The following is a 16,819-nucleotide window of genomic DNA, read 5'->3' on the forward strand; positions in this document are numbered from 1 at the left end:
ATGGCACAAATTCTGGCCGGAGATGTTGGTGGCACCAAAACTGTACTCGCTATTTATGAAACAGAGGGTGCTGAATTCTCGGAAATTCGTAAACAGACTTTCCCGAGTGGAAAACATGAAAGGTTTGAAGACCTTTTACTGGAGTTTCTCGGCGCAGGTTTTTCTATCGATGCGGCAACCTTTGGAATCGCCGGGCCGATAAAAGAGCAGAAATGCATTACTACCAATTTACCTTGGACGATTGATGCAGCTAAGTTGGCTAAACTGCTCAACACTTCCAAAATCCGCTTGCTAAATGATCTAGAAGCCGCTGCCTATGGCGTACTGCAACTTGAACACTTCCATGAGCTTAATCATCAAGCAATTCAACAAAACGGTCATATCGCAGTGATTGCTGCCGGAACCGGTTTAGGTGAAGCAATTCTGTTTTTCGATGGTAAAGATTTTCACGCCATGCCGTCCGAAGGTGGGCATTGTGAGTTTGCACCACAAAATGAACTGGAAGATCAATTGTTGGTATTTTTGCGCGAACGATTTTATGGCCATGTCAGTATCGAACGGATTCTCTCCGGTGACGGTTTCGGTAATCTATACGACTTTCTGAAAAGCATCGACTTTGCACCAGTCAATCCAGATATAGAAGCGCAAATGGCTAATACAGACCGTAATGCAATTATCAGCAAATCAGCACTGACAACTGATGATGCACTTTGTAATCAAGCCATGAAACTATTCTGCCGAATCTATGGTGCAGAGGCCGGCAATCTAGCATTGAAATGCCTACCTAATGGCGGAGTCTATATCGCCGGCGGCATTGCACCGAAAATTCTTCCAGCTTTGCAAAGCGAATTATTTATGGAAGGATTCTTAGATAAAGGCCGTATGACCCATGCCATTGAAAAAATGCCGGTACGTATTGTCGACAACCCGGAAGCCCCGCTTTTAGGCGCGGCGCATTTTGCCTCTAAATTATCAGGTCGTAATTAGCCGTTACTTTCAAAACAGGCTAATTGTTGGACAACATATCCAGCCAGCATTAATCCAAAAATCCCCGGCATATAGCTGGCTGTACCATTAACGACACGACCACGCGCGCCTTCAATTTCTTCCATCGGGCCTGGCGCTTTTGGTACTTCTGAAGAGAAAACCGTCATCACCCCTTTGGCGATACGCTGTTTTTTAAGACGCTGACGCATATTTCGCGCCAGAGCACAGCCATGGGTTTTCGAGATGTCGGCTAAGGCTATTTTAGACGGGTCGATACGACGCCCTGCTCCCATACTGGAAACCACATTTAGACCGAGTTGTTTCGCCGTAGCAACCAGCGAAACTTTACAGTTAAGGCTATCGATTGCATCGACCACATAATCGAAACCAGGGCTTAATAGCGCTTCCATATCTTCTGGGCGAATAAACTGCTTGCTGATATTGACCTTACAGGCAGGATTAATGTCTGAAATACGTTCAGCCATCACCTCGGCTTTATTTTTCCCTGTCGTACTATTTAAGGCGATAATTTGGCGGTTTTTATTAGATGCATTAACCATGTCGTGGTCAATCAAGGTTAATTCACCAACTCCTGCACGTGCTAGCGCTTCGGCGACAAAGCCGCCAACCCCTCCAACACCAGCAACTAATACATGCGCAGCCTGTAACTGCTGAATACCTTGTTCTTCAAAAACCAATAAACTGCGTTCAAACAGAGCATCCATATAACCGCCTAATCTTTAAAACCAAAAACAGAACGCGCATTATAACTGGTTTGTTGAATGACCTCTGCAGCGGTAATGTTTTTTATTTGTGCAACCATCTCGGCAATATGCCGAATATCACTTAAAGAAGATTGCGCTCTATTAGGTAAATAAATATTGGGATAATCGGTTTCTAAGACGAAATGTGCTAATGAGAAATTGTTAAGCATAGCGTGATAGCGATTCGCATTACTACGGCACGCAACCCCATTAACACCAATCTTAAAACCTAAACCGAGATATTGCTCAACCAAAGGCAAAGAGGCTCCAAGCCCATGAATAACACCACCAACTGAATACTGTTTTAACAAAGTGAGCAGCTCACTATGAGCTTTTATGACATGGATGGAAACGGGTAATTGATGGCGTTCAGCCAGTTGTAACTGACACTCAAAAATGTCTAACTGCAGCAGTTTATTTTTAACAAACTGTTTTTGGAAATCGAGACCGATTTCACCAACCGCGAAAATACTTTCACGTTCGATAAAATTTTCCAGTACATCAATATCCGCATAGGATTCTTGAGAAACAAACCAAGGGTGAATACCTAATGCAGGTAAAAGAAAGGGATTCTGTTTTTGAATCGTAATCGCCCTGTACCACTGACTGGAGTCGGCGGTGACATTAAGAATCGGATAATCTATTGAATCTAGCTCTTGTTGAGAAGCTTCAATGAGATGGGCATGAGTATCGAATAACATAAAGCTAGTTTACGTTTTCGATAGACATAAAAAAAGCCGGATTAACCGGCTTTCTTTATAACTGAATAATAAATTATTCAGCGTCGCTGTTGTCAGCTGCCGCAACTGGACGGTCAACCAATTCAACAATCGCCATAGGCGCTTTATCACCTGGACGGTAACCACATTTAAGAATGCGGATGTAACCACCTGGACGGCTCTCGTAACGAGGACCGATTTCGCTGAAAAGCTTACCTACTGCTGCTTTATCACCTAAACGAGCAAAGGCTGTACGACGGTTGTGAACGCTGTCTTTTTTAGCTAGCGTGATCAAAGGCTCTGCAACTGTACGTAGTTCTTTTGCCTTAGCAACCGTAGTACGGATTACTTCGTGTTCGATAAGTGAAGCAGACATGTTTTTAAACATTGCCTTACGGTGCGAGCTGTTACGATTTAACTTACGACCTGATTTACCATGACGCATGATAGCTTCCTTATATTAAGATTCTTTGCTCACCAGGCTTGCTGGTGGCCAGTTTTCTAATTTAGTACCAAGGCTTAGACCACGTTGTGCAAGAACATCTTTGATCTCTTGCAGTGACTTCTTACCTAGGTTTGGTGTCTTAAGCAGTTGTGGCTCAGCACGCTGCACAAGATCACCAATGTAGTAAATTTGTTCTGCTTTCAGACAGTTTGCCGAACGAACCGTTAGTTCTAGATCGTCAACCGGTTGCAGGAAGATCGGATCGAATTCATTCTCTTCTTCTTGCGGAGCAGCTACTTCTTTATGCTTAAGATCAACGAAAGCATTTAGTTGTAGGTGCAACACGGTAGCCGCTTGTTTGATCGCATCTTCTGGATCAAGGGTACCGTCGGTAACAACGTTTAGAATTAACTTATCAAGGTCGGTACGCTGTTCTACACGAGCATTCTGAACTTCATAACTAACAGTGTGAACTGGCGAGAAACTAGCGTCTAGACGTAGCATACCAATTGAACTGTCATTATCTGTTTGAGCAGCACGGTAACCCATACCACTTTCAACACGAAGACTCATGTTAAGTTCTGCGCCTTCAGATAGGTGCGCGATGATGTGATCAGGATTTGCAATCTCAACATCATGGTTTAGTGCGATATCTGAAGCACGAACAACCGCAGGACCTTTCTTATTTAGCGTTAATTCAGCGCTGTCTGTTGCGTTTAATTTGACCGCCACCTCTTTAAGGTTAAGAAGGATTTCTAAAACATCCTCTCTTACACCTTCAATCGATGAGTATTCGTGTAAAACACCATCAATTTGGGCTTCTACGATAGCCGCACCAGGCATAGACGATAACAAAATACGACGTAACGCATTCCCTAGAGTATGACCAAAGCCGCGTTCAAGCGGCTCTAAAGTCACACGACTGTGGAAAGGCGTTAGACGTTGGATATCGACCATACGTGGTGTTAACAACTGTTCTAACATCTCTTGCATCAGAGGTGATCTCCGTTTCTATTACTTAGAGTAAAGCTCAACAATCAAGTTTTCTTGAATATCCGCAGATAGGTCTGAACGATCTGGAACATTCTTGAAAGTACCTTCGAACGCTTTAGCGTTAACTTCTACCCAGCTAACACCACCCATTTGCGCTTTTAGTTCAAGCGCAGTAGCGATACGAGTTTGGTTGCGAGATTTCTCACGAATAGAAATCACATCACCAGCAGATACTTCGAAAGACGGAATATTTACTGATTGACCGTTAACTTGAATCGCTTTATGCGAAACAAGCTGACGAGCTTCTGCACGAGTAGCAGCGAAGCCCATACGGTATACAACGTTATCTAAACGGCTTTCTAGGATTTGTAGAAGGTTTACACCAGTAGACCCTTTACGACGATCCGCTTCTTTGTAATACATGCGGAACTTTTTCTCTAGAACACCGTACATACGACGTACTTTTTGTTTTTCACGTAGCTGAGTACCGTACTCAGTTACTTTCTTACGTGCTGCACCGTGTACACCAGGTAATTGATCGATCTTACATTTTGATTCGATGCTACGAACACCGCTTTTCAAAAATAGATCAGTACCTTCACGGCGGGCAAGTTTACACTTTGGACCAATATATCTAGCCATGATTACCTCAAATATTAAACGCGACGTTTCTTAGGTGGACGACAGCCGTTGTGAGGAATCGGAGTAACATCAGTGATTGATGAAATTTTGAAACCTACACTGTTTAGACCACGAACGGCAGAGTCACGACCAGGACCTGGGCCCTTAACCATAACATCTAAGTTTTTAACGCCGTATTCAACAGCCATTTGTCCAACACGCTCAGCAGCAACCTGTGCAGCGAATGGAGTACTCTTACGAGAACCACGGAATCCGCTTCCACCTGAAGTTGCCCAGCAAAGTGCGTTACCTTGACGGTCAGTAATAGTTACGATCGTGTTGTTGAAGCTAGCGTGAACGTGCGCAACGGCATCCGTTACGACCTGTTTAGCCTTCTTTTTAACACGTGAATTTGCTTTTGCCATATTCTTTCTCGCTATCTAAGCATTAACGCTTAATTGGTTTGATTGGACCTTTACGAGTACGTGCATTCGTCTTAGTACGCTGACCACGAAGTGGTAGGCTACGACGATGACGAATACCACGGTAACAACCCATGTCCATCAAACGCTTGATATTCATAGACACTTCACGACGAAGATCACCTTCGATTGTAAAGTTTGTCACTTCATTACGAAGTGCTTCTAACTGTTCTTCAGTTAGCTCTCGAACTTTCGCAGATGGTTCAATACCAGTTGCTGCACAGATTTTTTTTGCAGAAGTTGAACCAATCCCGTAGATCGAAGTCAATCCAATAACAATATGCTTGTTAACTGGAATGTTTACGCCGGCAATACGAGCCATTTTGCGCTCCCTTTAATTCCATCTACCGAAAAACGTGGCATTATACACGTCTTTCACTATAAATACTAGAATAAATAACCTTGAAGATTATCTACCTTTTAATTTCGATTTTTTCATCATGCCTTCATATTGGCTTGATTGCATTTGTGCTTGTACCGAAGTCATGAAATCCATAACAACAATTACGATAATCAATAGAGATGTTCCACCGAAATAGAAAGGAACATTCCAATACAGAATTAAAAATTCTGGTAGTAAGCACACTGCTGTGATGTAAATCGCACCAGCTAGTGTCAAGCGACCCATAATGCCGTCGATATGACGAGCAGTTTGAGCACCTGGACGGATACCTGGGAGATATGCACCAGATTTTCTTAAGTTTTCAGCTGTCTCATTAGGATTGAAAACAATCGCAGTGTAGAAGAAACAGAAGAAAATAATTGCAGTCGCGTAGAACAGGATATAAAGCGGTTGACCCGGCGACAAAGTTGTCGCGATGTCTTTCATCCAACCCATACCTTCAGCTGCACCAAACCATCCACCAAGTGTTGCAGGGAATAGAATGATACTTGAAGCAAAGATTGGTGGAATAACACCCGCCATGTTCAGCTTCAGTGGCAGATGTGACTCTTGACCACCATAAAGTTTACGACCACGCATTTTTTGTGCGTAATGAACAGGGATACGACGTTGCCCACGTTCAACAAACACGACAAATGCAATAACCGCTGCAATAAGAGCCAGTAGAACGAATACTGTGATTGCATGAAGCGCCCCAGTATTTACCTGCTCAAATGTCCCACCTAGCGCGCTAGGAAGACCTGCAACAATACCTGCAAAGATGATTAGCGAAATACCATTACCGATACCACGTTCGGTAATTTGTTCACCTAACCACATCAGGAAAATAGTTCCGGATACCAAAGTCACAACCGCTGTCAGCTTAAAGAAAAAGCCTGGATCAATAACTACCGGCATGCCGTTAATGTTTTGAGATTCAAGTGCAATCGCGACACCTAAAGCTTGGAAAGTCGCAAGCACAACAGTCCCTTGACGGGTATATTGCGTAATCTTACGACGACCTGACTCCCCTTCCTTTTTCAGCTGTTCCAGTTTAGGAGAGACAACTGTCAAAAGCTGCATAATAATTGCAGCGGAGATATAAGGCATGATTCCCAATGCAAAGATCGACAAACGCTCAAGGGCACCACCCGAGAACATGTTAAACATGTCTAAGATGGTACCCTTTTGCTGTTCGAACATTGCTGCTAAGGCAATCGGATCAATTGACGGAACTGGAATGTGAGTACCTAGTCGATAAACGATAATGGCACCCAGTACAAAAAGAATCTTATTCTTTAGGCTACTCATTCCGGTTGATGCAATTGAACTATTCATAATAATTATGCTTCTACCGAGCCGCCAGCAGCTTCGATTGCAGCTTTCGCTGCAGCAGTTGCGCGAAGACCAGAAGTTTTAACCGCTTTGGTGATTTCACCAGAGTTGATAATTTTAACTTCTTTGATCTTATGACCAATAATCTTAGCTGCAACAAGTGCTGCTACGTCAATAACGTCCGCTTCGATTTTCGCTAGAGTATCTAGACGAACTTCTGCCACGTAAGCCGCTTTACGAGAAGTAAAGCCGATCTTAGGTAGACGGCGTTGTAGTGGCATTTGACCACCTTCAAAACCGATCTTAGGCATACCACCTGAACGAGACTTTTGACCTTTGTGACCACGGCCACCCATTTTACCCCAGCCAGAACCCTGACCACGGCCAACGCGTTTAGCAGTCTTTTTAGCGCCTTCTGCTGGTTTTAAAGTATTTAGTTGCATCTTATGCTTCCTCTACTTTAAGCAAATAGCTCACCTTATTGATCATTCCACGATTTTCAGGAGTATCAATAACGCTTACTGTTTGGTGCATTTTTCTTAGACCAAGACCAGATACACACGCTTTGTGTGCTGGTAAGCGGCCGATTGTGCTTTTTACCAGAGTAATAGTAATTTTCTTATCTGACATCTTACTCACCTAGAACTTCTGCTACTGACTTACCACGTTTTGCAGCGATCATTTCTGGGCTGCTCATAGAAGTCAAAGCGTTAACAGTAGAACGTACAACGTTTACCGGGCGAGTGGTACCAACACACTTACAAAGTACGTTATGTACACCTGCAGCTTCAAGAACTGCACGCATTGCACCACCGGCGATAACACCAGTACCCTCAGAAGCAGGTAGCATTACAATGTTCGCAGCACCTTGCTTATAGTTGATTGGGTATTGGATCGTTCCATCTTTAAGAGAGACAGATTTCATGTTACGACGAGCTTTTTCCATAGCTTTTTTAATTGCTACTGGAACTTCGTTTGCTTTACCACTACCGTAACCAACTTTACCTTCGCCATCGCCAACAACTGCAAGAGCTGAGAACGCAAAAATACGTCCACCCTTAACAACTTTAGCAACACGACGAATGCCAACTAGTTTTTCGATCAAAGCATCCTGGCCGTCTTGTAATTCATGTGAAGACATACTTAATCCTTCCTTTAAAATTCAAGACCGTTTTCACGGGCTGATTCAGCTAATTGTTGAACACGACCGTGGTATTTGAAACCTGAACGATCAAATGCAACTTTGGTTACACCAGCAGCTTTCGCTTTTTCAGCGACTTTCTGGCCAACAACTGCCGCAGCAGATTTGTTAGAACCGTTGCTAATTTCTGATTTAACGTCCGCTTGTACAGTAGAGCTTGTTGCAACAACCGTGTGGCCATCTGCAGCAATTACTTGCGCATAGATGTGCTGAGTAGAACGGTGAACGCATAGGCGAGCAACTTTCTGTTCTGCAATTCTTGCACGAGTCTTCTTAGCTCTACGAAGACGGGCTGATTTCTTATCCATACTAATTCCCAGCCTTATTTCTTCTTAGCTTCTTTACGTAAAATGCGCTCATCAGCATACTTAACACCTTTACCTTTATATGGCTCAGGTGGACGGTACGCACGAATCTCAGCAGCAACTTGACCAACAACTTGCTTATCTGCGCCTTTTACAACGATTTCCGTTTGAGTCGGAGTTTCAACCGTGATCCCTTCAGGAATCGCGTGTTCAACCGGATGTGAGAAACCTAGTGTTAAGTTCAGTACTTTACCTTGTGCCGCTGCACGGTAACCGACACCAACTAGTTCTAGTTTTTTCTCAAAACCATCTGTAACACCAGCAACCATGTTATTAATAATTGAACGTGCAGTACCAGCCTGCGCCCAACCTTTAACAACACCTTCAACCGGTGTACAGATTACCTGACCATCTTCAACAGAAACCATAACAGCTTCGTTAAAATTTTTAGTTAAAGACGCTTTAGCACCTTTAACAGTTACATCGTTACCATTTACGCTAACTTCAACGCCTGCAGGAATGGTAACTGGAGCCTTTGCAATTCTAGACATAATTTAAATCCTTATGCTACGTAGCAAATAACCTCACCACCAACGCCAGCAGTGCGAGCTTGATGATCAGTCATAATACCTTTAGAAGTTGAAATTACAGCGATACCTAGACCGCCAATAACTTTTGGTAACTCATCTTTGTTTTTATAAACACGTAGACCTGGACGGCTTACACGCTTAAGTGTTTCGATAACAGGCTTACCGTCGAAATATTTCAAATCAACTGATAGCTCAGATTTACCATTATTATCATTAATGCTGAATGCAGAGATATAACCTTCATCGTTAAGCACTTTAGCAACAGCTGCTTTAACTTTAGAAGAAGGCATAACAACATTTGCGTGACCAGCCATTTGACCGTTACGGATGCGTGTTAGCATATCAGCGATTGGATCAGACATACTCATAGATATTTATCCTTACCAACTAGCTTTTCTTAGACCAGGAACATCACCGTTCATCGTCATACGACGAAGTACGTTACGTGACAGACCAAATTTTCTGTAAACACCGTGTGGACGGCCAGTAATACGACAACGATTTTGTTGACGAACTGAAGCACCATCACGCGGTAGTTTGTTCAATGCATCAACAGCATCCATACGATCTGCAAATTCAGTCTCTGGGTTGCTGATGATTTTCTTAAGTGCTTCGCGTTTAGCAGCATAACGAGCAACTAGTTTTGCACGTTTGTTTTCGCGAGCGATCATAGATTTCTTCGCCATTAGAAAAACCTCTTATTTCTTAAACGGGAAATTAAAGGCTTCTAAAAGAGCTTTCGCTTCATCGTTAGTTTGTGCTGAAGTAGCGAAGTTGATATCCATACCACGGATTTTGTCAACTTTTTCAAACTCGATTTCAGGGAAAATAATTTGCTCTTTAAGGCCTAGGTTATAGTTTCCACGACCGTCGAAAGCTTTCGGGTTTACACCACGGAAGTCACGAACACGAGGAAGCGAGATGTTTACTAGACGATCTAGGAATTCATACATACGCTCGCCACGTAGGGTAACTTTACAACCTAGTGGATAACCGTCACGAACTTTAAAACTTGCAACTGATTTGCGAGCCAAAGTTTTAACAGCTTTCTGACCTGTAATTGCTTCCATATCAGCAATTGCATTATCTAGAACTTTTTTGTCACCAATTGCTTCACCAACACCCATGTTGATGGTGATTTTTTGCAGCTTAGGAACCTGCATTGGAGACTTATAACCAAACTGTTCCATCAACTTAGGAACAACTTGCTCTTTATACTGTTTTTGTAGTCTTGCCATTTCTCTCTACCCTTTATTAAGCGTCAACCGCTTTTCCAGTAGACTTAAAGAAGCGGATTTTAGCGTCGCCTTCAACTTTAAAACCAACTTTGTCAGCTTTGTTTGTTTCAGGGTTAACTAGCGCCACATTTGAAGCATCAATTGGCATTTCTTTAGAAACGATACCACCTTGCGCGCCAGTCATAGGATTACCCTTAGCGTGCTTTTTAACTAGGTTGATACCATCAACTAATACTTTACCGTTAGCCATAACAGAAGAAACCGAACCACGCTTTCCTTTGTCTTTACCGGCTAGGACGATTACCTCGTCACCTTTTCTTAAACGATTCATTACTTCTTCCTTATAGAACTTCAGGAGCTAATGAAACGATTTTCATAAACTTATCGTTACGTAGCTCACGAGTTACCGGTCCGAAGATACGAGTACCGATCGGTTCATGCTTAGCATTCAAGATAACAGCAGCATTGCCGTCAAACTTGATTTTAGAACCGTCTGGACGACGAACGCCGCTTGCAGTACGAACTACAACTGCGTTGTAAACATCACCCTTCTTCACTTTACCGCGTGGTGCAGCTTCTTTTACACTCACTTTGATCACGTCACCAACGTTAGCGTAACGACGGTGCGAACCGCCTAACACTTTAATACATTGGACGCGGCGTGCTCCGCTGTTATCAGCTACGTCAAGCACTGTTTGCATCTGAATCATGGTGGGACTCCATCCATAAATAAAAATTACAAGTAGCACAAAAACCACCGAAAAGTGCAGTTCCAATTATCAAAATCGGCTTACAACTCTAAGGTGGCTTTTTGAAATTGCGCGAATTATAACAACTAATTCACGCAAATGCTAGGAAAAATTAAATTTTCGCTTTTTCGTCAATTTGAACTAGTGTCCATGACTTGTTTTTTGAGATTGGAGTCGTCTCAGCAATAGTTACTGTGTCACCCATCCCAGCAGTATTACCTGCATCATGTGCCATTAGTTTCGTTGAACGTTTAACGAATTTTTTGTACTTAGGGTGTTTGATGAAACGAGCAACTTGAACAACGATAGAGTCGTTCATTTTGTTACTGATTACAACACCTTGTACGGTACGTGCTTTGTTTTGATCAGCCATCTTTACTTACTCACTTTTTGACGAATGATGGTTTTAACTCGTGCGATTGTACGACGAACTTTTTTAAGTCCCGCAGAGTTTGACAACTGACCAGTTGAATGTTGCATTCTTAGGTTGAATTGCTCTTTACGAAGTTCTAGCAACTCGTTACGAAGCTCTTCAACAGACTTTTCGTTTAATTCTTTAGCAGTCATCTTACATCACCGTTCTTGTTACAACAGTTGTTTTGAAAGGTAGCTTAGCGGCTGCTAGAGCAAACGCTTCACGAGCTAGCTTTTCATCAACACCTTGCATTTCAAATAGGACACGTCCTGGTTGAATCTGAGCAACCCAGTATTCAACAGAACCTTTACCTTTACCCATACGAACTTCAAGTGGTTTGTTAGTAATTGGTTTGTCAGGGAAAACACGAATCCAAATCTTAGCGCCACGTTTAACGTGACGAGTCATCACACGACGACCAGCTTCGATTTGACGTGAAGTCATACGACCGCGCTCTAGAGCCTTAAGACCGAAATCACCAAAGCTAACTTTGTTACCAGCTTGCGCTAGACCACGGTTACGACCTTTTTGTACTTTTCTAAATTTTGTACGCTTAGGCATTAACATAGTGAGTTATCCTTTTTATTTACGGCCTTTTTTGCCCTTAGAAGAGTTATTCTCTAGAGCAAGCTTACCTAGCTTCTCGCCTTTGAAAATCCAAACTTTAACACCGATCTTACCGTAGGTAGTATCCGCTTCATAAGTTGCATAATCGATATCAGCACGGAAAGTGTGAAGTGGTACACGACCTTCGCGGTACCATTCTGCACGTGCAATGTCCGCACCGTTAAGACGACCAGAAACCGTAACCTTAATACCTTCTGCACCAAGACGCATCGCGTTACCTACCGCACGTTTCATCGCACGACGGAACTGAATACGTTTCTCAAGCTGCTGAGCAATCGATTGACCAACAAGCTTAGCGTCTAGTTCAGGCTTTTTAATTTCTTCAATATTGATATTTACCGGCATACCAGTCATTGCTGACAATGACGTTTTCAAACGCTCGATATCTTCACCTTTTTTACCGATAACCACGCCTGGACGAGCAGTGTGGATTGTGATGCGAACACCGTTCGCAACACGTTCGATATTGATGTTAGATACAGAAGCGTGTGCCAGCTTCTTATTTAATTCGTTACGAATCTCAACATCGCTCACTAAGAAGTCAGAATAGTTTTTGCTATTCGCATACCAACGAGCATTCCAATCACGGGTGATACCTAAACGGATACCAACTGGATTTACCTTTTGACCCATTCTGATTCTCCTTATTTCTCGCCAACAGTCACAGTGATGTGACTAGTGCGTTTCAAGATACGGTTACCACGACCTTTTGCACGAGCGCGCATACGCTTCATGATTGGGCCTTCATCAACGAATGCAGCCGTAACTGACAATTCGTCAATATCCATACCATTATTGTTTTCAGCGTTAGCAATTGCAGAGTTCAAAACTTTTTTGAACAGGTCTGCAGCTTTTTTATCGCTGAACGCTAGGATGTTAACCGCTTGTTCAACATTCTTTCCACGGATCAAGTCAGCGACTAGGCGCGCTTTTTGTGGAGAGATACGAGCAAATTTATGTGTTGCACTTACTTGCATGTCCTAACTCCTTAACGCTTCGCTTTCTTATCCGCAGCATGACCGCGGTAGTAACGTGTTTGCGAGAATTCACCTAGTTTGTGGCCAACCATGTTTTCTGAAACGTAAACAGGGATGTGCTCTTTACCATTGTGAACGGCGATAGTAAGACCAATCATCTCAGGCAGGATCATCGAACGACGAGACCATGTCTTGATTGGACGCTTATTACCAGATTCTTGTGCCTCTTCCACCTTTTTCCAAAGGTGGTGATCAACAAAAGGTCCTTTTTTAACTGAACGTGGCATCAGTGTCCTTCCTTATTATTTCTTGTGACGACGGCGTACGATCATTCCATCAGTACGCTTATTGCTACGAGTCTTCTTACCTTTAGTCGGAACACCCCATGGAGTTACAGGGTTACGACCACCAGAAGTACGGCCTTCACCACCACCATGCGGGTGATCAACCGGGTTCATCGCCACACCACGAACGGTAGGACGAACACCACGCCAGCGCTTAGCACCAGCTTTACCTAGTTTACGAAGACTGTGTTCACCGTTACCCACTTCACCGATTGTCGCACGACATTCAGAGTGGATTTTACGCATTTCACCAGAACGTAGCTTAACAAGTACGTATGCACCGTCACGACCAGCGATTGACACAGATGCACCAGCAGAACGAGCGATTTGACCGCCTTTACCTGGACGCATTTCAACGTTGTGAACAATAGTACCAACTGGGATATTACGTAGAGGAAGCGCGTTACCAACTTTAATTGATACGTGATCGCCAGACTCTACAGGGTCACCAGCTTTTAGGTTTTTCGGAGCAAGAATATACGCACGTGCACCGTCAGCATATTTAATCAATGCGATGTGTGCAGTACGGTTTGGATCATATTCCAAACGCTCTACAGTACCAGGGATACCGTCTTTAGTACGCTTGAAGTCAACCAAACGGTAATGCTGTTTATGACCACCACCAGTGTGACGAACAGTAATACGACCGTTGTGGTTACGACCACCAGACTTTGATTTCTTCTCAAGTAAGGCTGCGTGAGGTTTGCCTTTATGCAAAGTAGGCTCAACAACGCTCACTACAAAGCGGCGACCTGGAGAAGTCGGTTTTGACTTTTTAACAATTGCCATCTTTGAACTCCTTACTCAGCAGCAGCAAAGTCGATTTCTTGACCAGCTACTAGACGCACGATTGCTTTACGCACACCGTTACGACGTCCAGCGCGACCCTTGAATACTTTGCGCTTACCGTTAATGTTAATCATGTTAACTGATTGAACTTTTACACCGAAAAGTGATTCAACAGCTGCTTTAACTTCAGTTTTTGTTGCAGTAGGCACAACTTTAAACACGTATTGTTCTGCTGAGTCAGCCATTAGAGCTGCTTTTTCAGAAACGTGTGGTGCTAGCAATACACTTAGAATACGTTCTTGGTTCATGCTAATTGCTCCTCTAGTTGCTTAACTGCACCTTGAGTCATTACAACGTTCTGGTAACCAATTAGGCTAACCGGATCGATTGAAGCTGCATCACATACGTCTGCTGCATATAGGTTACGTGCAGAAAGATACAAATACTCGTCAAAACCTTCAGTTACAACCAGTGCGTCAGAAACGTTTAGTTGTGCAAGTTTTGCTTTAAATTCTTTAGTTTTTGGCGCTTCTACTTTGAAGTCGTCAACCACAATTAGGCGACCAGTGCGATTAAGCTCAGCAACGATAGAACGCATCGCACCGCGATACATTTTCTTGTTTACTTTTTGAGAGAAATCACGATTGCGGCCAGGGAACGCACGTCCACCGCCAACCCATACTGGGCTACGAGTCGTACCGGCACGCGCACGGCCAGTCCCTTTTTGACGCCAAGGTTTAGCACCACCACCGCTAACTGCGGCACGGTTCTTTTGCCCTTTAGTACCAGAACGACCTGCATTCATATATGCAGTCACTACTTGGTGAACTAGAGCTTCATTAAAGTCAACAGTAAAAAGAGCATCAGAAACTGAAACAGTTCCGTTTTCTTTACCAGTTGCTAATTCAATTACATTCAAATCCATCGTGCTCACCTTACTTCACAGCTTTACGAACAATGACAGTACCGTTCTTAGCACCAGGAACCGCACCTTTGATCAACAATAGACCATTTTCTGCGTCAACTTTCACTAAGTCTAGGTTCTGAGTAGTTTGACGGACAGCACCCATATGACCAGACATTTTCTTACCTTTGAAAACGCGACCTGGAGTTTGGTTTTGACCGATAGAACCGTTAGAACGGTGAGACAATGAGTTACCGTGAGTCGCATCTTGCATGCTGAAGTTGTGACGCTTAATACCACCTTGGAAACCTTTACCCTTAGTAGTACCAGTAACATCAACAACTGCGATATCGTTAAAACGCTCAACAGTAATTTCAGAACCTACTTCAAGACCTTCGATGTCCGCAGCTTCAGCGCGGAATTCCCAAAGACCTTCACCGGCTTCAACACCCGCTTTCGCGAAGTGACCAGCGGCAGGCTTAGATACACGACCAGCGTGTACAGATCCAGTAGTAACCTGGATAGCAGAATAACCATCAGTGTCAACAGTTTTGATCTGAGTGATACGATTCGGGTTTACCTGTACAACAGTTACCGGAGTCGAAACACCTTCATCGTTGAAAACACGAGTCATTCCGATTTTTTTACCAATGATACCAATTGACATATCATTAACCTCATTATTATAAAAGTGTCAGTCATTACGATTGATGACTAACCAAAAAATTGCTTAGTGCAATTCTAGTTGTACATCTACACCAGCAGCCAAATCTAGCTTCATTAGAGCATCAACTGTTTTATCAGTTGGGTCTACGATGTCTAGCAGACGTTTGTGAGTACGAAGTTCGTACTGATCACGAGCGTCTTTATTGACGTGTGGAGAGATCAAAACTGTAAAACGTTCTTTACGCGTAGGCATTGGGATTGGACCACGAACCTGTGCACCAGTACGCTTAGCAGTTTCCGTAATTTCACGTGCAGACTGATCGATCAGACGGTGATCGAAGGCCTTTAAGCGAATACGAATATTTTGAGTCGCCATAATATTTCTCTCAAACAATTCATTACAAAAACAAGCACTTATATTTGCTTGCAAACCAAGGTCGCGAATTATAACAGTTATCTTTTTTAAAAACAACTATTTAGCACGCATAATAATAGACATAAAAAAAGGGAGCCGAAGCTCCCTTTTCTCGTCATGCGACTTAGTGTGTTAAAGATTATTCGATAATCTTAGCAACAACACCTGCACCAACTGTACGACCACCTTCACGGATTGCAAAACGTAGACCGTCTGACATCGCGATTGGGTTGATTAGCTCTACAGTCATTTGAACGTTATCACCAGGCATAACCATTTCTGTACCTGCTGGTAGTTCACATGCACCCGTTACGTCAGTTGTACGGAAGTAAAACTGTGGACGGTAACCGTTGAAGAATGGTGTATGACGACCACCTTCATCTTTTGATAGTACGTAGACTTCAGCTTCGAACTTAGTATGTGGGTTTACAGTACCTTTGTGTGCAAGTACTTGACCACGTTCGATGTCTTCACGCTTAGTACCACGTAGAAGGATACCTACGTTATCACCTGCTTCACCTTGGTCAAGCAGTTTACGGAACATCTCAACACCAGTAACGGTAGTTGTTTGAGTATCACGGATACCAACGATCTCGATCTCTTCACCAACTTTGATGACACCAGTCTCTACACGACCCGTTGCAACCGTACCACGACCTTGGATAGAGAAGATATCTTCTACTGGCATTAGGAATGGCTTGTCAGTTTCACGCTCTGGCTCTGGGATGTAAGTATCTAGTGCTTCAACTAGTTCACCAATTTTTTCAACGTATGCTGCGTCACCTTCGATTGCTTTAAGCGCAGAACCGATGATTACTGGCGTATCGTCACCTGGGAATTCGTATTCGTCTAGAAGCTCACGTACTTCCAT

At 43.3% G+C, this 16,819-nt stretch carries 31 protein-coding genes; 1 reads left to right on the forward strand and 30 read right to left on the reverse strand.

The window, feature by feature from the left end:
* Positions 1-987, forward strand: coding sequence for a glucokinase (gene glk, locus J3998_RS07930; protein WP_208149705.1), 987 nt, complete (start codon positions 1-3; stop codon positions 985-987).
* Here the strand turns inward: glk and J3998_RS07935 are convergent.
* The 30 genes from J3998_RS07935 to J3998_RS08080 form a co-directional block, all read right to left on the reverse strand.
* On the reverse strand, positions 984-1,712 hold the full coding sequence (locus tag J3998_RS07935) for a tRNA threonylcarbamoyladenosine dehydratase (protein ID WP_208149707.1): 729 nt from the start codon (positions 1,710-1,712) through the stop codon (positions 984-986). The genes glk and J3998_RS07935 overlap by 4 nt on opposite strands.
* An 8-nt stretch (positions 1,713-1,720) precedes the next feature.
* A complete protein-coding gene (locus tag J3998_RS07940) occupies positions 1,721-2,452 on the reverse strand; it encodes a TatD family hydrolase (RefSeq protein ID WP_208149709.1) in 732 nt (243 codons plus the stop codon).
* Between the two features lie 73 nt (positions 2,453-2,525).
* Positions 2,526-2,915: a 50S ribosomal protein L17 gene (rplQ, locus tag J3998_RS07945; RefSeq protein WP_208149711.1), complete on the reverse strand. Its 390-nt coding sequence runs from the start codon at positions 2,913-2,915 to the stop codon at positions 2,526-2,528.
* 15 nt (positions 2,916-2,930) lie between these two features.
* A complete protein-coding gene (locus J3998_RS07950; RefSeq protein WP_208149713.1) occupies positions 2,931-3,908 on the reverse strand; it encodes a DNA-directed RNA polymerase subunit alpha in 978 nt (325 codons plus the stop codon).
* A 21-nt stretch (positions 3,909-3,929) separates the two neighbouring features.
* The gene (rpsD, locus tag J3998_RS07955) at positions 3,930-4,550 is read right to left on the reverse strand and encodes a 30S ribosomal protein S4 (protein ID WP_208149724.1); all 621 of its coding nucleotides are present in this window, start codon (positions 4,548-4,550) and stop codon (positions 3,930-3,932) included.
* Between the two features lie 14 nt (positions 4,551-4,564).
* A complete protein-coding gene (gene rpsK / locus J3998_RS07960; protein ID WP_208149735.1) occupies positions 4,565-4,954 on the reverse strand; it encodes a 30S ribosomal protein S11 in 390 nt (129 codons plus the stop codon).
* 22 nt (positions 4,955-4,976) lie between these two features.
* Entirely contained in the window at positions 4,977-5,333 is a 357-nt protein-coding gene (gene rpsM / locus J3998_RS07965; RefSeq protein ID WP_208149745.1) for a 30S ribosomal protein S13, read from the reverse strand.
* Positions 5,334-5,420: 87 nt separating this feature from the next.
* Complete coding sequence (gene secY / locus J3998_RS07970; RefSeq protein WP_208149747.1) at positions 5,421-6,731, reverse strand: preprotein translocase subunit SecY; 1,311 nt, start codon at positions 6,729-6,731, stop codon at positions 5,421-5,423.
* Between the two features lie 5 nt (positions 6,732-6,736).
* Positions 6,737-7,171: a 50S ribosomal protein L15 gene (gene rplO, locus J3998_RS07975; protein WP_208149750.1), complete on the reverse strand. Its 435-nt coding sequence runs from the start codon at positions 7,169-7,171 to the stop codon at positions 6,737-6,739.
* Position 7,172: 1 nt separating this feature from the next.
* The gene (rpmD, locus tag J3998_RS07980; protein ID WP_208149752.1) at positions 7,173-7,358 is read right to left on the reverse strand and encodes a 50S ribosomal protein L30; all 186 of its coding nucleotides are present in this window, start codon (positions 7,356-7,358) and stop codon (positions 7,173-7,175) included.
* Position 7,359: 1 nt separating this feature from the next.
* Positions 7,360-7,869 carry a 30S ribosomal protein S5 gene (gene rpsE, locus J3998_RS07985; RefSeq protein ID WP_208149754.1) on the reverse strand — a complete coding sequence of 170 codons (510 nt, stop codon included), beginning with the start codon at positions 7,867-7,869 and terminating at the stop codon, positions 7,360-7,362.
* Between the two features lie 14 nt (positions 7,870-7,883).
* Entirely contained in the window at positions 7,884-8,237 is a 354-nt protein-coding gene (rplR, locus tag J3998_RS07990) for a 50S ribosomal protein L18 (protein WP_208149756.1), read from the reverse strand.
* Between the two features lie 14 nt (positions 8,238-8,251).
* Positions 8,252-8,785 carry a 50S ribosomal protein L6 gene (gene rplF / locus J3998_RS07995; protein WP_208149766.1) on the reverse strand — a complete coding sequence of 178 codons (534 nt, stop codon included), beginning with the start codon at positions 8,783-8,785 and terminating at the stop codon, positions 8,252-8,254.
* An 11-nt stretch (positions 8,786-8,796) separates the two neighbouring features.
* Positions 8,797-9,192 (reverse strand): 30S ribosomal protein S8, encoded by a 396-nt coding sequence (rpsH, locus tag J3998_RS08000; protein ID WP_208149768.1) that lies wholly within the window; start codon positions 9,190-9,192, stop codon positions 8,797-8,799.
* 12 nt (positions 9,193-9,204) lie between these two features.
* Positions 9,205-9,510: a 30S ribosomal protein S14 gene (rpsN, locus tag J3998_RS08005; protein ID WP_208149777.1), complete on the reverse strand. Its 306-nt coding sequence runs from the start codon at positions 9,508-9,510 to the stop codon at positions 9,205-9,207.
* A 12-nt stretch (positions 9,511-9,522) separates the two neighbouring features.
* Positions 9,523-10,062, reverse strand: coding sequence for a 50S ribosomal protein L5 (gene rplE / locus J3998_RS08010; RefSeq protein WP_208149787.1), 540 nt, complete (start codon positions 10,060-10,062; stop codon positions 9,523-9,525).
* 16 nt (positions 10,063-10,078) lie between these two features.
* Positions 10,079-10,393, reverse strand: a complete 315-nt coding sequence (gene rplX, locus J3998_RS08015; RefSeq protein ID WP_208149790.1) for a 50S ribosomal protein L24 — start codon at positions 10,391-10,393, stop codon at positions 10,079-10,081.
* Positions 10,394-10,403: 10 nt separating this feature from the next.
* Positions 10,404-10,772: a 50S ribosomal protein L14 gene (gene rplN / locus J3998_RS08020; protein ID WP_173284034.1), complete on the reverse strand. Its 369-nt coding sequence runs from the start codon at positions 10,770-10,772 to the stop codon at positions 10,404-10,406.
* A 151-nt stretch (positions 10,773-10,923) separates the two neighbouring features.
* Entirely contained in the window at positions 10,924-11,184 is a 261-nt protein-coding gene (rpsQ, locus tag J3998_RS08025) for a 30S ribosomal protein S17 (RefSeq protein WP_208149792.1), read from the reverse strand.
* Positions 11,185-11,186: 2 nt separating this feature from the next.
* Positions 11,187-11,378, reverse strand: a complete 192-nt coding sequence (gene rpmC, locus J3998_RS08030) for a 50S ribosomal protein L29 (protein WP_208149794.1) — start codon at positions 11,376-11,378, stop codon at positions 11,187-11,189.
* Position 11,379: 1 nt separating this feature from the next.
* Positions 11,380-11,793 (reverse strand): 50S ribosomal protein L16, encoded by a 414-nt coding sequence (gene rplP, locus J3998_RS08035; RefSeq protein WP_208149807.1) that lies wholly within the window; start codon positions 11,791-11,793, stop codon positions 11,380-11,382.
* Positions 11,794-11,808: 15 nt separating this feature from the next.
* Positions 11,809-12,486 (reverse strand): 30S ribosomal protein S3, encoded by a 678-nt coding sequence (rpsC, locus tag J3998_RS08040; protein ID WP_208149809.1) that lies wholly within the window; start codon positions 12,484-12,486, stop codon positions 11,809-11,811.
* A gap of 11 nt (positions 12,487-12,497) precedes the next feature.
* Positions 12,498-12,830 carry a 50S ribosomal protein L22 gene (gene rplV, locus J3998_RS08045; RefSeq protein WP_208149819.1) on the reverse strand — a complete coding sequence of 111 codons (333 nt, stop codon included), beginning with the start codon at positions 12,828-12,830 and terminating at the stop codon, positions 12,498-12,500.
* Positions 12,831-12,841: 11 nt separating this feature from the next.
* A complete protein-coding gene (rpsS, locus tag J3998_RS08050; RefSeq protein WP_208149821.1) occupies positions 12,842-13,117 on the reverse strand; it encodes a 30S ribosomal protein S19 in 276 nt (91 codons plus the stop codon).
* Between the two features lie 15 nt (positions 13,118-13,132).
* Positions 13,133-13,963: a 50S ribosomal protein L2 gene (gene rplB / locus J3998_RS08055; protein WP_208149823.1), complete on the reverse strand. Its 831-nt coding sequence runs from the start codon at positions 13,961-13,963 to the stop codon at positions 13,133-13,135.
* Between the two features lie 11 nt (positions 13,964-13,974).
* Entirely contained in the window at positions 13,975-14,271 is a 297-nt protein-coding gene (rplW, locus tag J3998_RS08060; protein WP_208149825.1) for a 50S ribosomal protein L23, read from the reverse strand.
* Positions 14,268-14,888, reverse strand: a complete 621-nt coding sequence (gene rplD, locus J3998_RS08065) for a 50S ribosomal protein L4 (protein ID WP_208149827.1) — start codon at positions 14,886-14,888, stop codon at positions 14,268-14,270. Before rplD ends, rplW begins: the two co-directional genes overlap by 4 nt.
* Positions 14,889-14,898: 10 nt before the next feature.
* Positions 14,899-15,534, reverse strand: a complete 636-nt coding sequence (gene rplC, locus J3998_RS08070) for a 50S ribosomal protein L3 (RefSeq protein ID WP_208149829.1) — start codon at positions 15,532-15,534, stop codon at positions 14,899-14,901.
* Between the two features lie 63 nt (positions 15,535-15,597).
* Positions 15,598-15,909, reverse strand: a complete 312-nt coding sequence (rpsJ, locus tag J3998_RS08075; protein WP_208149831.1) for a 30S ribosomal protein S10 — start codon at positions 15,907-15,909, stop codon at positions 15,598-15,600.
* A 178-nt stretch (positions 15,910-16,087) separates the two neighbouring features.
* A partial coding sequence (locus tag J3998_RS08080) for an EF-Tu C-terminal domain-related protein (protein ID WP_243750658.1) occupies positions 16,088-16,819 on the reverse strand: 732 nt, incomplete at its 5' end.

It is taken from the genome of Thiomicrorhabdus marina (genome assembly GCF_017571465.1).
Classification (GTDB): Bacteria; Pseudomonadota; Gammaproteobacteria; order Thiomicrospirales; family Thiomicrospiraceae; genus Thiomicrorhabdus; species Thiomicrorhabdus marina.

Coding starts and splice junctions, on each gene's coding strand:
- glk (WP_208149705.1), top strand. CDS start 1: ATGGCACAAATTCTGGCCGGAGATGTTGGTGGCACCAAAACTGTACTC.
- rpsH (WP_208149768.1), bottom strand. CDS start 9,192: ATGAGTATGTCTGATCCAATCGCTGATATGCTAACACGCATCCGTAAC.
- rplR (WP_208149756.1), bottom strand. CDS start 8,237: ATGGATAAGAAATCAGCCCGTCTTCGTAGAGCTAAGAAGACTCGTGCA.
- rpsD (WP_208149724.1), bottom strand. CDS start 4,550: ATGGCTAGATATATTGGTCCAAAGTGTAAACTTGCCCGCCGTGAAGGT.
- rplN (WP_173284034.1), bottom strand. CDS start 10,772: ATGATTCAGATGCAAACAGTGCTTGACGTAGCTGATAACAGCGGAGCA.
- rpsN (WP_208149777.1), bottom strand. CDS start 9,510: ATGGCGAAGAAATCTATGATCGCTCGCGAAAACAAACGTGCAAAACTA.
- rplD (WP_208149827.1), bottom strand. CDS start 14,888: ATGGATTTGAATGTAATTGAATTAGCAACTGGTAAAGAAAACGGAACT.
- rplF (WP_208149766.1), bottom strand. CDS start 8,785: ATGTCTAGAATTGCAAAGGCTCCAGTTACCATTCCTGCAGGCGTTGAA.
- J3998_RS07935 (WP_208149707.1), bottom strand. CDS start 1,712: ATGGATGCTCTGTTTGAACGCAGTTTATTGGTTTTTGAAGAACAAGGT.
- J3998_RS07940 (WP_208149709.1), bottom strand. CDS start 2,452: ATGTTATTCGATACTCATGCCCATCTCATTGAAGCTTCTCAACAAGAG.
- rpmD (WP_208149752.1), bottom strand. CDS start 7,358: ATGTCAGATAAGAAAATTACTATTACTCTGGTAAAAAGCACAATCGGC.
- rplW (WP_208149825.1), bottom strand. CDS start 14,271: ATGAACCAAGAACGTATTCTAAGTGTATTGCTAGCACCACACGTTTCT.
- J3998_RS07950 (WP_208149713.1), bottom strand. CDS start 3,908: ATGCAAGAGATGTTAGAACAGTTGTTAACACCACGTATGGTCGATATC.
- rplC (WP_208149829.1), bottom strand. CDS start 15,534: ATGTCAATTGGTATCATTGGTAAAAAAATCGGAATGACTCGTGTTTTC.
- rpsM (WP_208149745.1), bottom strand. CDS start 5,333: ATGGCTCGTATTGCCGGCGTAAACATTCCAGTTAACAAGCATATTGTT.
- rplO (WP_208149750.1), bottom strand. CDS start 7,171: ATGCAACTAAATACTTTAAAACCAGCAGAAGGCGCTAAAAAGACTGCT.
- rpsE (WP_208149754.1), bottom strand. CDS start 7,869: ATGTCTTCACATGAATTACAAGACGGCCAGGATGCTTTGATCGAAAAA.
- rpsQ (WP_208149792.1), bottom strand. CDS start 11,184: ATGGCTGATCAAAACAAAGCACGTACCGTACAAGGTGTTGTAATCAGT.
- rplV (WP_208149819.1), bottom strand. CDS start 12,830: ATGCAAGTAAGTGCAACACATAAATTTGCTCGTATCTCTCCACAAAAA.
- secY (WP_208149747.1), bottom strand. CDS start 6,731: ATGAATAGTTCAATTGCATCAACCGGAATGAGTAGCCTAAAGAATAAG.
- rplX (WP_208149790.1), bottom strand. CDS start 10,393: ATGAATCGTTTAAGAAAAGGTGACGAGGTAATCGTCCTAGCCGGTAAA.
- rpsK (WP_208149735.1), bottom strand. CDS start 4,954: ATGGCAAAAGCAAATTCACGTGTTAAAAAGAAGGCTAAACAGGTCGTA.
- rpmC (WP_208149794.1), bottom strand. CDS start 11,378: ATGACTGCTAAAGAATTAAACGAAAAGTCTGTTGAAGAGCTTCGTAAC.
- rplE (WP_208149787.1), bottom strand. CDS start 10,062: ATGGCAAGACTACAAAAACAGTATAAAGAGCAAGTTGTTCCTAAGTTG.
- rplB (WP_208149823.1), bottom strand. CDS start 13,963: ATGGCAATTGTTAAAAAGTCAAAACCGACTTCTCCAGGTCGCCGCTTT.
- rplQ (WP_208149711.1), bottom strand. CDS start 2,915: ATGCGTCATGGTAAATCAGGTCGTAAGTTAAATCGTAACAGCTCGCAC.
- rpsS (WP_208149821.1), bottom strand. CDS start 13,117: ATGCCACGTTCAGTTAAAAAAGGACCTTTTGTTGATCACCACCTTTGG.
- rpsJ (WP_208149831.1), bottom strand. CDS start 15,909: ATGGCGACTCAAAATATTCGTATTCGCTTAAAGGCCTTCGATCACCGT.
- rpsC (WP_208149809.1), bottom strand. CDS start 12,486: ATGGGTCAAAAGGTAAATCCAGTTGGTATCCGTTTAGGTATCACCCGT.
- rplP (WP_208149807.1), bottom strand. CDS start 11,793: ATGTTAATGCCTAAGCGTACAAAATTTAGAAAAGTACAAAAAGGTCGT.